This is a genomic window from Mucilaginibacter lutimaris, assembly GCF_042676625.1.
In the GTDB taxonomy this organism is placed as follows: Bacteria; Bacteroidota; Bacteroidia; order Sphingobacteriales; family Sphingobacteriaceae; genus Mucilaginibacter; species Mucilaginibacter lutimaris.
The window spans coordinates 11,467-23,983 of record NZ_JBHTIA010000024.1 but is presented as its reverse complement, the minus strand read 5'-3'; the positions used below and the strand labels follow the sequence as shown (position 1 = coordinate 23,983).

At 56.6% G+C, this 12,517-nt stretch carries 9 protein-coding genes; 5 read left to right on the top strand and 4 right to left on the bottom strand.

Going from position 1 to position 12,517, the window contains the following annotated elements:
* Positions 1-406 precede the first annotated feature (406 nt).
* From ACFQZI_RS20000 to ACFQZI_RS19985, 4 genes are all read left to right on the top strand, one after another.
* A complete protein-coding gene (locus ACFQZI_RS20000; RefSeq protein ID WP_377145672.1) occupies positions 407-547 on the top strand; it encodes a hypothetical protein in 141 nt (46 codons plus the stop codon).
* Between the two features lie 112 nt (positions 548-659).
* Positions 660-1,976, top strand: coding sequence for a TlpA family protein disulfide reductase (locus ACFQZI_RS19995; RefSeq protein WP_377145670.1), 1,317 nt, complete (start codon positions 660-662; stop codon positions 1,974-1,976).
* A gap of 1 nt (position 1,977) precedes the next feature.
* A complete protein-coding gene (locus ACFQZI_RS19990; protein WP_377145669.1) occupies positions 1,978-5,130 on the top strand; it encodes a SusC/RagA family TonB-linked outer membrane protein in 3,153 nt (1,050 codons plus the stop codon).
* Positions 5,131-5,137: 7 nt separating this feature from the next.
* Positions 5,138-6,499, top strand: coding sequence for a RagB/SusD family nutrient uptake outer membrane protein (locus ACFQZI_RS19985; protein ID WP_377145666.1), 1,362 nt, complete (start codon positions 5,138-5,140; stop codon positions 6,497-6,499).
* A 66-nt stretch (positions 6,500-6,565) separates the two neighbouring features.
* Here ACFQZI_RS19985 and ACFQZI_RS19980 read toward each other — a convergent pair whose 3' ends face one another.
* Entirely contained in the window at positions 6,566-6,847 is a 282-nt protein-coding gene (locus ACFQZI_RS19980; protein ID WP_377145665.1) for a hypothetical protein, read from the bottom strand.
* A gap of 60 nt (positions 6,848-6,907) precedes the next feature.
* Positions 6,908-7,339 carry a MauE/DoxX family redox-associated membrane protein gene (locus ACFQZI_RS19975; RefSeq protein ID WP_377145663.1) on the bottom strand — a complete coding sequence of 144 codons (432 nt, stop codon included), beginning with the start codon at positions 7,337-7,339 and terminating at the stop codon, positions 6,908-6,910.
* A gap of 105 nt (positions 7,340-7,444) precedes the next feature.
* Between ACFQZI_RS19975 and ACFQZI_RS19970 the strand changes: the two genes are divergently transcribed.
* On the top strand, positions 7,445-10,354 hold the full coding sequence (locus tag ACFQZI_RS19970; RefSeq protein ID WP_377145661.1) for a lantibiotic dehydratase: 2,910 nt from the start codon (positions 7,445-7,447) through the stop codon (positions 10,352-10,354).
* Here ACFQZI_RS19970 and ACFQZI_RS19965 read toward each other — a convergent pair.
* Together ACFQZI_RS19965 and ACFQZI_RS19960 are read right to left on the bottom strand one after the other, a co-directional pair.
* Positions 10,343-11,080, bottom strand: a complete 738-nt coding sequence (locus tag ACFQZI_RS19965; protein ID WP_377145659.1) for a LytR/AlgR family response regulator transcription factor — start codon at positions 11,078-11,080, stop codon at positions 10,343-10,345. The genes ACFQZI_RS19970 and ACFQZI_RS19965 overlap by 12 nt on opposite strands.
* Positions 11,077-12,168, bottom strand: a complete 1,092-nt coding sequence (locus tag ACFQZI_RS19960; protein WP_377145657.1) for a sensor histidine kinase — start codon at positions 12,166-12,168, stop codon at positions 11,077-11,079. The genes ACFQZI_RS19965 and ACFQZI_RS19960 overlap by 4 nt, the downstream gene beginning before the upstream one ends.
* Positions 12,169-12,517: the final 349 nt, after the last annotated feature.

Below are 12,517 nucleotides of genomic sequence, written 5' to 3'. Positions count from 1 at the left end.
TAAAAATCTAAAGAAAGACTCTATAAAACTGAAATAAAAATATTTAGGTAGTTCAGACAAAGAAACCTTGCTTTGACAGACGTTGGAAATCTATAAAAAGCACGCGAGGTTGCGGAGAATGAATTGCCCATATCCTATATTTGTAGGATATCGGGCTGTTCCCCGTACGCGTGCTTAAGGGAGCTTGCTCCCGCCTTTCCAACGAGGTGTCATTGCGTACGGGGAATAGCCTTTTTGGCTCTACCATTGATTAAATGTTTGATTTATGGAAGCCGGGATAAAAGACCATATTACTAAAAGACGTCAAGCACCATCCCGGGTGCTTACTGGGGTAGAAGTGTCCGGTCTCGGAAGGATTCGCAACGTTTTATTGGAAACTTATCGTTTTGCCGTTAACGGGGGCCTGGTGGAAAAGGGGGAACCGGTTTCCGCGGAAGAAGTTGCCACGCTCTTCGATCAGTTAATCGCTTTGGCGGGGGCGGTAGAAGCCCTGCAGAAAGCGGGGGGCGGGGCACCCTTATTGCAGGAAGGGGGAGGCGATGTTTAGTTACGCCGTGTCCGTCTGGTTCCTGGTCATTTGTCCGCCGGAGTAAATAGCCGCGCGTCCGTTTTTGAGTTCTCAGAAACGTTAATACAATTATTTATTTAACAAAACTGATATGAAGCTTAAAATATGCTTCCCGGCTTTGCTTTGCCTGATTTTTTGGTTCGGTATGGCAAATGCTCAGGGAATTAAAATAGGGGACAGGGTTCCCGATCTGTTGATAACAAATATAAAAGGCCTGAGGCTGGAGGGGAAACCCGTTGACCGGGCGAGGCTGTCTGATTTTAGCGGGAAGCTGCTGATCCTTGATTTTTGGGCGACGTGGTGCGCGCCTTGCCGGCGGATGATGCCGGTGATGGATACGCTGCAGCGGGCGTTTAATGGCCGGGTGCAGTTCCTGTCGGTGACCTATGAGCCGGAAAGGGTGGCGGGGCCGGTGCTGGCCGCAATGCAGAAGATCAGGCCGTTTGAGCTGCCGGAGGTTTTTTCGGATGTGGCGCTGGGCCGGTTGTTCCCGCATAAGTATTTACCGCATTATGTGTGGATCAGCGGGTCGGGGGTGCTGCTGGCGACGACGGAGGAGAAGGAAGTGACGGCGGCGAATATCGAAAAGATGCTTGCCGGGGCCGGGGCTGCCTTGACGGTGAAGCGCGACAGTGTGGTGGCGTATGACGCGGGGCTGCCGCTTTTGGTGGGCGGTAATGGTGGCGACGGGAGGGCTTTTGTTTACCATTCGCTGCTCGCGGGCTTTAAGCGGGGGCTGACGGCGGGTGTTTCGGTGTCGGCTTTTGATGCGGTGAAGGGGCAGCGGTTTACGGCGCGTAATGTGCCTTTGCCCTGGCTTTGCAGGCTGGCTTTTGGTGAGAATGGCCGGGTGTTTCCGCCGTCGCGCACGTTGCTGTTGTCCCGGGATTCGTTATCGATGGATACGCGGCTGTCGGGGGCGGATTTCGAGGGCTGGCTGGATGCGGGTAACGGCTGGACGTACGAGCTGGCCCTGCCGCCGCAGCTCGCGGGTTTTGCTTACAGCTTTATGCAGGCGGACCTGGCCCGCTTGTTCCCGCAGTACGCGGTCGCGGTGGAAAAGCGCCATATGCGCTGCCTGGCGCTGGTCCGGTCGGGTGATGAGGATAAGCTGAAAAGCCGCGGCGGTGAGCTTGTGGTGGATATCAACCCTTACAAGGCTACGCTGCAAAATGCGCATTTGTCTCAACTCATGATGCGCCTGGAGCGTCAGTATATGCAAAACAATAAGCTGCCCCTGGTGGATGCGACGGGCTATACGGGCCGGGTGGACCTGGAGCTGGATGCGAAACTATATGACGTGGCCGATATGAACCGCGCGCTGTCGCCTTACGGGCTTGCTTTTAAAGAGCAGGACCAGGCCGTGGAGGTGCTGGTGATCGCGGATAAACCTAAACCTAAATCATGATATGAAAAATATTTACACTTTTTTATTAAGCTTATTTTGGTTCGGCAGTGCCCTGGGGCAGACCTTGTCAGGCACCGTCCGGCAGGCGGGTGAGGGTTCGCCGGTTGCCGGCGCCTCGGTCGTGCTCACCAATACGGCTTATGGCGCGGTAACCCGTCCGGACGGTCATTTTAAGATCGATGCCCCGGCGGGCGTGTACCGCATGCGCGTCAGCTTTGTGGGCATGCAAAACGCGGAGCGGATGGTCACTTTGCCGTTGCGGGATACGCTTTTGGTAGAACTTGCTGCGGCAGAAAATGTATTGTCGGAAGTGACGGTCTCTACGGGTTACCAGGAACTGCCGAAGGAGCGGGCGACGGGTTCTTTTGCGCAGGTGGACCGGAAGTTGATCGAGCGCAGCGTGGGCACGGATGTGCTGGAACGCCTGCGGGATGTGGTACCGGGCCTGACCTTTAATACGGTCGGCAGCAGCCGGCTGTCGGTGCGCGGGCAGAGCACGCTGTTCTCCAATGCCGAGCCGCTGGTCGTGGTCGATAATTTCCCGTACAACCAGCCGATCGAGAACCTGAACCCGAACGATGTGGAAAGCGTCACGGTGCTCAAAGACGCGGCGGCGGCCTCGATCTGGGGCTCGCGCGCGGGGAACGGTGTGATCGTCATCACAACGAAACGGGGCAGGCGGGATGCGGCGCCGCAGGTCAGTTTCTCTTCCAATGTCACCGTGGGAGAAAAGCCGGACCTTTTTGCCGTGCCCCGCATGAGCAGCGCGGATTATATCGGCCTGGAAAAGCGCCTGTTCAGCGAGGGTTACTTCGACGGGGCGGAACAGTCCAATAACTATCTGCCGCTTTCCCCGGTGGTGGAGCTGCTGGTGGCGGCGCGTGACGGCGTGGTTACCCAGGCGGAGGCGGACCGCCGCATCGCGGAACTGGCGCGGTATGATGTGCGGGACGATATCTCGAAATACCTGTACCGGCCGTCCGTTAAGCAGCAATACGCGCTGAGCCTTGCCGGCGGCAGCGGTGTGCAGCGTTATTTTGTTTCGGCAGGAGCCGACCGCAATATTGAAAGCACGGCGGGGGACGCTTACGGGCGCCTGACCTTGAACGCGAATAATACCTGGTCGCTGGTCGGGGACAGGCTGGAACTGTCCCTGGGGCTGAACTATACGGGTAGCCGTACGGACCGGAACAGTTTGGGCAGCCTGACCTGGAACAGGGGGCAGCGGATCTATCCCTACGCGCGGCTGGCGGATGATGCGGGCGTGCCGCTGGCGTATACCCGGGATTACCGGGCGTCCTTCGTGGATGCCGCGCCGGGGGCGGTGTTGGCGGACTGGACCTACAGCCCGCTCGATGAACTGGGGGCGTCGGACAACCGGGTGAAGGTCTCGGATGTCCGGTTGAATACGGGGCTGCGGTACCGGCTGCCGCTGGGGTTTTCGGCGCAGGTGCTTTACCAGTATGACCATGCGCAGAATTCGGGACGCGACCTGAACGGGCCAGGGTCTTACCTGACGCGCACACTGTATAACCGGTATAGCTATGATGATGGTTCCGGCAAACTGCTGCACGCGGTGCCCTTTGGCGGGATCCTGGACCTTTCGGAAGGTACCTCTGTGAACCATGATATCCGCGGGCAGCTAAACTATGACCGGACTTTCGGCAAACATGCGCTAACCGCGATCGCGGGTTACGAGGTCCAGACCCTGCACGTACTGGGGGACAGTTACCGCCTGTACGGCTATGACGCGGAGCACGCGACCTCGCGGAACGTGGATATGGTGACGCTGTTCCCGTTCTATGATGACCCGGGGCAGGAGGGTACCCTGCTTTCGAATACAGCCGGGTCAGACGCGACCGATCATTACCGGTCTTATTATGCCAATGCCGCCTATACCTATGATGGCAGGCTCACGCTGTCGGCCAGCGCCCGTAAAGACCAGAGCAACCTGTTCGGCGTTCGCTCCAATCAGAAGGGCGTGCCCCTGTACTCCCTGGGCGCTTCCTGGGATATCGCCCGGGAAGGGTTTTATCATGCCGCGTTCCTGCCGCAGCTCAGGCTGCGCGCGAGCTTCGGGTATAACGGGAATATCAACAAGACCCTGTCGGCCTATACGACGGCGGGCTACTATGACGGGAGCGACAGTCAGACGAGGTTGCCGTATGCCCGGATCATCAACCCGCCGAACCCGGAGCTGCGCTGGGAGCGGGTGCGTCATATCAACCTTGGGCTGGACTTCGGGGCATTCGCGGGCAGGCTCTCCGGCAGCGTGGAGCTTTATTTCAAAAGGGGGACCGACCTGATCGGCAGTTCGGCGCTGGCGCCGTCCTCGGGCCAGGCTTTCTTTACCGGCAATACGGCCGATACCAAAGGGCACGGGCTGGACCTGTCGCTGGAGAGCCGCAACCTGACGGGGAAGTTCAGCTGGACGAGTAATTTCTTCCTGAGCCGGGTGACCGATGTGGTGACGGGCTATGAGCAGGCTTCGCCCGCGCTGAACTATCTGGAAAGCGGTGACCAGGGCCTCTACGCGCTGGAAGGCAAACCGCTGTATGCGGTGTACAGCTACCGTTCGGCGGGGCTGGACCCGGCGAGCGGCGCGCCGAGGGGCTACCTGGACGGAAAGGTCAGTACCGATTACGCGGCCATCCTGAACGCGGCGACGCCGGAGAGCCTGGTCTATAACGGCCCGTCACGGCCTTCCGCCTTCGGCGCCCTGCGCAATACGCTGGCTTACGGCCCGCTGGAATTCTCCTTCAATGTCACTTACAGGCTGGGCTATTATTACCGACGGCCGTCGGTGGCTTACGGGAACAATTACGGTCTGGCGCAGCAAAGCGGTGATTACGCCCTGCGCTGGCAGCAGCCGGGGGACGAGGCGCATACGGTGGTGCCGGCATTGCCTTTGGTCACGGACCTGCAGCGCGACCTGTTTTACCGCTATTCTTCGGCGCTGGTGGAAAAGGGGGACCATATCCGCCTGCAGGACCTGCGCCTGGCCTGGACCGTCCGGAAGGGTCTGCAGGTATACGTTTATGCCGCCAATCTCGGCATCCTCTGGCGGGCCAACCATTCCCATACCGATCCGGATGCTATTAATTCGTACAGCACGCCGCGCACGGTGGCGGGCGGGATCCGTTTAAATTTTTAATCCAAAGATGATGAAAACAAGACATACGCTTTACCTTTTGACGGCCCTGCTGATGGCCGGCTGTCAGAAAGATTTCCTGGACCAAAAGCCGGACAAGGCGCTGCTGGTGCCGGCCACGACGGCCGATCTGCGGGCGCTGCTGGACAATATTAATGTATTTAACCAAAGTCCGGGCCTGACAACGCTCGCCGACGGGGACCTGGTGGCGACGGCTGCCGGCTGGAACAACTATCCGAACCTGCAGGAACGCACGAGCTATACCTGGTCGGCGGATATCTTTGGGACGGAGTCGGGCTTCGACTGGAACAGGATGTACCAGCAGGTCTTTTACGCCAATATTGTGCTGGATGGTCTGAGCCGGCTGGACGCCGGTCCGGAGAACAGGGAACTTCGGGGCCGCGCGCTGTTTTACCGCGCCTGGGCTTTCTACAGCCTGGCGCAAATGTTCGCCCGGCCGTATTCGGCGGCGACGGCGAACTCCGATGCTGGGATCCCGCTGAAGCTGACGCCAGTAGTCACTGAACAGGCAGGCAGGGGCACGGTCGCTGAAACCTACGCGCAGGTGCTCCGTGACCTGTCCGCGGCACGCGGGCTCCTGCCTTTGGAGGTCAGTTATAAGAGCCATCCCTCACGCGAGGCACTGTATGGGATGCTGTCGCGGGTCTGTCTGTCCATGGGGGATTATCCGGCAGCAGGAAAATATGCGGATTCCTGTATCCGGTTGCGCCCGACGCTGACGGATTACAATACCCTGAGCACGACGGCCCAGCGGCCTTTTCCGGCGGCGCTGCCAAACGGGAACCCGGAGGTGATCTTTTACTCTGGTGCGCTGGGCTATAATTACAGCTCTTCCTCCTCGCCGACCTACCTGGCACCAGAGTTTTACGCCCTGTTCGGTGCCGCTGACCTGAGGAAGCTGATCTTCTTCCGCCAGGTGACGCCGGGCAACTATAAGTTCAAAGGCAACTACTCGGGCTCGTTCGCCTATTTCTCGGGTATCGCGGCGGACGAAGCTTACCTGACGCGGGCCGAGTGCGCGGCCAGGGCGGGGGATAAGGCGGCGGCGCTGGCGGACCTGAACGCGCTGCTGGTGAAACGCTACAAGACCGGGCAGTTCACGGCGGTCACGGCGGCGGACGCGGAAAGCGCGCTGCGCCTGGTGCTGCTGGAAAGGCGGAAGGAGCTGACGATGCGGGGGACGCGCTGGACGGACCTGCGCAGGCTGAACGGCGACGCGCGGTTCGCGGTCACACTGACGCGCACGCTGAACGGGGAGACCTATGCGCTGGCGCCGGATAGTAAGCGCTATACCTATCCGATCCCGCCGGATGAGCTGAAGCTGAACTCCTTGCCGCAAAATGAACGGTAGGGGTCAATGTTAAGGGCATAAAAAAGCCCGCCCCGGGTTGAGGGCGGGCTACAGAAGGGGCACCGATTAGAAATCGAGGTCGCCCAAAACGATGTTGGTGGGCTGTACGGTGCCGGGGTGCTGGTCGCCGGCCTGGTTGTTCGGGTCGACATCGGCCGGGTACTCTTCGGTACAGACCCTGGTCGACTGGTTACAAATGTAGCTGACGCCGGTCAGGTCGCTGTAGACGCCGGTCATCGGGTCTTTGCCCCATTTGCGGTTGGCGAACGCGTGGTGGGCGGTGGCCATGGCGCTGCCGAAGCCCAGTAAAAGGGCTGCTACGGACATTTTCAATTTTAGATTTTTCATGACGATGAACGCTTTTAAGGTCAAAAACGAACGAAAACTTTTAGTGAATAATCATTTTGCCTACTCTTTTCGAAGGTTTTCGGCTTTCCCCTTGTACGGTAAGGCGACCGCTGCGAGGCTGAGCGCCAGGAAGAACAGGTTAAACAGGAAATGCGCCTGCCAGGACATGTTCCGGAGCACGCCGCCGCAGGAGCAGGGCACACGGTCCCAGTACCCGGCCAGTACCAGCCCGATATACCCGGTGAACAGGGTCATCAATATGACGGACAGGACCAGGCCGGCGCGCAGCCATTTTTCGGTCAGCAGTAGTATGACCGCTGTTATTTCGACTGCGGGGATAAGGAATGTAAGGGCATCAGCCGCTTCCGGCGGGAAGTTCTGGTTATGCATCTCATGGCGAAATTGCCGCAGGACGGCCAGCTTGCTGATCGCTGCATATGCGAATAAGAGGATCAGCATGGCGGGGGCGCCGGTCTTCAGGAATGTTCTCATAGCAGGTGGCGTTTTTTATAGGCAAAGTAACACTGCGGTGAAGGCCGTAAACAGTGGTAAATGGGTGGTATACCCTTTTTTGAAGGGGAAAGGGGAGGTTGCGATATGAAAAAGCAGGCGGTCTATCGTTTATTGCCGCACTTATTGCTGCGGGCGCCATTTTACAGCTTTGCCGTCTATGACCTGAAACGGATGCCACAGGTGATGGGGGACCTGCACTTCCGGAACGCGCTTTACCTGGCCAGCCCGGCACTTTACGAAATGCTGCGGCGCAAGGATTTTAACTGGGACGAGTGCTTGGAAAGGGAGCGGCATACCCTGCGCAAATATTATAACCGGATGGCCTTCCGCCCGACACCATTCGGCTCTTTCGCTACGTTTACGCTTTTAGCGGACAATGGCGCGGAGGGTGTGGAGCTGGCCAAAGACCAGGAGGTACTGCTGCACCTGAGGCCTGACGAAGGCTTAAGGGCACCGGGGGGTGAGCCTGCCGATGATACCCTGCTGATCAGGAACCCCTTGCTTTACCCGCTTGGCAAACAATACCGTTTTATCCGTTCTGAACAGGATGATCAGGGAAAATACCAGTTTGTTTTAGACAGCGTTACCGCGGACCCCTTCTATAAAAGCCTGTTCAAATGGCTGGATAAGGGCCCGGTGCGCTTTGGAGAATTACATAAATGGGTCATGGGCAGGGGTGCGTGTAGCCGGGAGGATGCCACGTCCTACATCAGTTTTTTAATGCAGCAGCAAATGGTATATAGCCGCGACCGGGGCGGGATCATTGGTGATGATCTCATCCCCAAAGCGGATCCGTCGTTCTGGCAGGACAGGAAAGGATGGTCGGTAAACGCCGGAGAAAGCGATGTGGCGGCGCTTGTTTCCACTGGGTATGCGGCCGGACCCTATTTTTACGCTGCCGCCGAACGCCCTTCGTTTAAGGGCGGTATCGCCGCCGAGGACCGCGATGAACTGGAACGCGCCGTGCGCATCCTGCAAAGACTCTCAACGCCCGCGATGATCCCGGGCCTTCAACAATTTACAGCGGACTTCAAAGCGCGTTTCGACCGGCAAAAAGTGCCCCTGCTGCTGGCTTTGGACCCTGATAGCGGGATTGCCTATGAAGGGCTAGCGGAAGCCGGCGGCGGAAACGAAGTGCTCAAAGACCTGTTATTCCCGCCCCCGGAAGCCGGCCCGGTATCCCTGGAATGGACAGCCATACACCGGTATTTGCTCAGTGTCTGGAAAAATGCTTCTGACCCTTACGCGGCTGTGGAGCTGACCGAAGCGGAGCTGTATGAAGCCGGGATCGGTGAGAGTCATGCCTTGTTTCCGAACACGACCGGTATCCTGTTTTGCCAGAGCGGCGATCAGCTCCTGATCGATTCGGCGGGCGGCGCGAACGGGGCGGCGCTTATCGCGCGTTTCGGTGTGTTCAGCGAGGAAGTTGCCGGGCTGGCCAGGGAGATGGCCGCGCTGGAATGCGCGGCAAACCCGGACGTGGCTTTTGCGGATATCGGCCACTTCTCCCATGCGCACGCCGATAACATCAATCGCAGGCGGCCCGTATATCCTTACGAGATCCCGCTGGATGTTTTTTCCGTCCTGCCGGATGACCGCCAGCTTCCGCCCGGGGACCTGCTGTTATCCCTGCAGCAAGGAGAACTGGTCCTGGAATCCCGCAAACTGGGCAAAAGGGTCGTACCGCGGCTGGCCAGCGCGTACAACCATCAGAACAGCGGGCTGGGCATCTTCCGGATGCTTTGCGACCTGCAGTACCAGGGCACCCACGCGGCGCTGGCCTTTAACCCCGGAAGATGGTTCCCCGGCATGTCCTTTTACCCGAGGTTCTGCACCGGAAGGGTAGTGCTCAGCCCCGCCAGATGGACGTTCGGTGAAAAAGAACTGGCCCTGATGACCGGCGATCTGCGCCGCTTCCGTGAGCGGCACCGCCTGCCACAATGGGTCAGCATGGGAGATACTGACCAGCAGCTGGTCTTTAACCTGGCTGACAAAGGGGAAGCGGCATTTTTCCTGGATTGCGCCCGGGGCTTGACCCGGATAACCCTGACGGAATACCTGCTGCCTGACCGCTCCGTCAGGGCAGGCTACCGCCCCCTTGCTGGGCAATACACCGGGATCCTGCAGCACGAAAGACCGGTTTATCTTCCGGCTTTGGCGCAGGAAAATAAGCGGCAAAAAGCTGTCAGGCGTGAATTTGCCCCCGGCAGCGACTGGCTTTACCTGAAAGTGTACTGTACGGCCCTGACCTCGGATATCATCCTGCAGGATGTCGTACGTCCTTTGCTGAAACGATCCGGGGACCTGGTTGAAAGCTGGTTTTTTATCCGTTATACGGATCCCGGCTATCATCTGCGCCTGCGTTTCCGGATCGCGGATGGCCGGGACGGAGCTATCTTACTGGCCCGTTTCTGCCGGCAACTGGAACAAAGCGGTCATGACCGGCTCGTCTATAATCTTCAGGGTGACACCTACCAGCGGGAAATGGAGCGCTATGGTGCCGCTTATATCGACCAGGCGGAAAGGGTCTTCTGGCGGGGGAGCGAACTGGTGCTGGGTTACAGCGGGGAGGAATTCCGGGCGGGGTTCAGCGCCGCCCTCAGGATGGTCGGCTGCCTTTTTGAAGCAAGCCGGGCGGCGGATTTCGCAAGTCAAATGTCCGAACGTTTCCTGGCCGAATTCCGGGCGGATAAGAAAATGAGGGTAAGCCTGGACCTGAAGTTCCGCGAACTGAGGCCGGTCCTAAATGCGGTCGCCAAAGAAAAAGCGTCCGGCACCGGGATGAAAATGTTGCTGGAAGAATTACAACGGCTGGCCTTGGCAGCCGGCGGTGAGGCACCGGTCAAACGAGAACAACTGGCAGCAGATCTCGTGCACATGCAGGTCAACCGTACTTTCCGGAACGATCAGCGTAAACAGGAGCTGCTGGTTTGGTATTGCCTGAGCAAGTACCTTCGTTCTTTGAAAGCACAAACTGAGCGCTCAGTTCATTAGCTTCCGCTTGCTGATGAGCAAAGCGGTCTGCATCTCCCGGAGGAAGACCCCGCTGAAGGCCCTGCCTATGGGAAGCGCTTCCGGCAGGTCCTGCAGCCTGACCTGGAAATGTTCCACCGACCGGATATGCGTATGCGCGACAACGATCGATTTCTGGATCCTCGAGAATTGACCCTTTGGCAGGTAGTCGAGCACCTCGCTTAAGGTCAAATAGGCTAGGACCTTTTCTTTGCCCAAAAAAAGTTGCACATAATTGCCTTTGCTTTCGATGTACCGGATCTCCGGGATGTCAATCTTGCGTATTTTGCCTTTGATATCCGTCTGCACAAAGAAATAATCGGCAACGGGCTGCGCAATGGAGGCGGCCTTTCCCCGTATCTTTTGAATGCAAGTTAAAAAGCGTTCATAACTGACCGGTTTGAGCAGGTAATCCGCCGCGTTCTGCTCAAAAGCTTCAGGCGCGAATTCCCGGTAAGAGGTTGTAAAGACAACGGTCGTCCTGTGGTTGATCAGGCCGGCCAGATCCATGCCCGATAATTCCGGCATATCAATATCCAGAAGGGTTATGTCCGGAAGTTGTTGGTTTCCGTCAAAGTTTTCCAGGGCTTTTAACGGGTTCGTATAGATACCGGTGCAGGAAAGACCGGGGGTTTTTTCAATATAGGCTGACATCAGTTCCGCGGCATGCCGCTCGTCATCGATCACCAGGCAATTCAGGTTCTTCATAATTGCAGCGTTAAAGTAAGTTCAAAGTTATCTTCATCTTCGTTAATGTCCAATTGATATGATCCCGGATAACTATGGTCCAGGCGGATACGCGTATTTTGGAGGCCAAGCCCGCGACGCTGTGCTGTCCGGCTTTTGATCTTTTTGCGGTTACGTGAACGATAGTTCAAAACGCCGTCACAATTGGCCTGTATCTCCAGTAAAGCGGGGTACGCCGGGTCGGTCACAAAGCCATGTTTAAAGAGGTTTTCGGTCAGGGTCAGCATGACCAGCGGGATGATCCGCAAATCCTCCCGCTCCGTTTCAAAAGATGTTTTCAGCCGGAGTTCAGGGCCGAACCGATAACGGTTCAGCGCAATGAGATTAGCTAACTGTTTCAGTTCGTCTGTTACTAAAACCTTGTCGTCGCTACCGGTGCTGTCCATGCTGAAACGCATGATATCGGAAAGCAGCAAAACGCAGCGGGCTGCATCTTCCGAATGCGCGTAGACGGAGCTATGAATGAAACTCAGGGAATTAAATAACAGGTGGGGGTTAAGTTGCTGCTGCAGGTAGGCGTTGCGGGTTTCGGATAGCCGCTTTTCCAGTTCAGCTTTATCCTTTAGGACGATCAGTTCGTTTTTTTCAGAAAGCTCGGCTTTTTTCCGGTAACCGGCGATATTACCGGCAACCCAATAAAATGCGGCAAAAACGCTGAAATAAACGCCGCGGAATATATTGACGAACAGATAGGTTTTGATAACGGATAACATCGCCGCCAATGAAGTCAACTTGGAAGCGAATAGCAGATCAAGGGATGCTTTGATCAGTAAATACAACAAAAATATAAACAGGAACAGCAAAAGGCATTTGAAATTATTCTTCCGCTTATGAAAGGCGAAATCGAGGAAGCCCAACTGGGCGTAGAACAGGCAAATGTTAACGGAATAATATACGAGAAAAGTAAATATCGATCTGGAGGTGAATTTGAACTGGGTGAAATGAAGAAATGCCAGTTCATAGATCACAAAAATGCTCCAGCAGCAAAAATGTAAAAAAACAGTCCGTTTTTTGACCGGGACAGGAAGCCACTTGCGGATGGTACTCATACAGATTTCGTCACGCGAATAATGCTGGTTATGTAACAAAATAGGCGTTTTCTTTTAATGAATATAATTTAGTAAAAAACAATTTAAAAACATGAAAAAACCGATTAACAAATTACCGGTGCAAAAAACGGAGACCTTGTATGCTTTTACCAGGAGTGATGGCTTTTTAGAAACGACTACGAACACCAGCGGAGACCCCACCAATACGACTTCAACCGTGTTAACGACCACGCACATCTGGCAGAAATAGCCACTGGGTCATACTTTTTTCCGCTATGCTTACCAATGAACTCGTTCTCATGAAAAGCTGGGCCGCTTCCCGGGTATCCATCAGCCGGGAAGCGACAGG

Bases quoted from the DNA above. Each gene is read 5' to 3' on its own strand.
- ACFQZI_RS19995 (WP_377145670.1), top strand. From the start codon at position 660: ATGAAGCTTAAAATATGCTTCCCGGCTTTGCTTTGCCTGATTTTTTGG.
- ACFQZI_RS19990 (WP_377145669.1), top strand. From the start codon at position 1,978: ATGAAAAATATTTACACTTTTTTATTAAGCTTATTTTGGTTCGGCAGT.
- ACFQZI_RS19985 (WP_377145666.1), top strand. From the start codon at position 5,138: ATGATGAAAACAAGACATACGCTTTACCTTTTGACGGCCCTGCTGATG.
- ACFQZI_RS19980 (WP_377145665.1), bottom strand. From the start codon at position 6,847: ATGAAAAATCTAAAATTGAAAATGTCCGTAGCAGCCCTTTTACTGGGC.
- ACFQZI_RS19975 (WP_377145663.1), bottom strand. From the start codon at position 7,339: ATGAGAACATTCCTGAAGACCGGCGCCCCCGCCATGCTGATCCTCTTA.
- ACFQZI_RS19970 (WP_377145661.1), top strand. From the start codon at position 7,445: ATGAAAAAGCAGGCGGTCTATCGTTTATTGCCGCACTTATTGCTGCGG.
- ACFQZI_RS19965 (WP_377145659.1), bottom strand. From the start codon at position 11,080: ATGAAGAACCTGAATTGCCTGGTGATCGATGACGAGCGGCATGCCGCG.
- ACFQZI_RS19960 (WP_377145657.1), bottom strand. From the start codon at position 12,168: ATGAGTACCATCCGCAAGTGGCTTCCTGTCCCGGTCAAAAAACGGACT.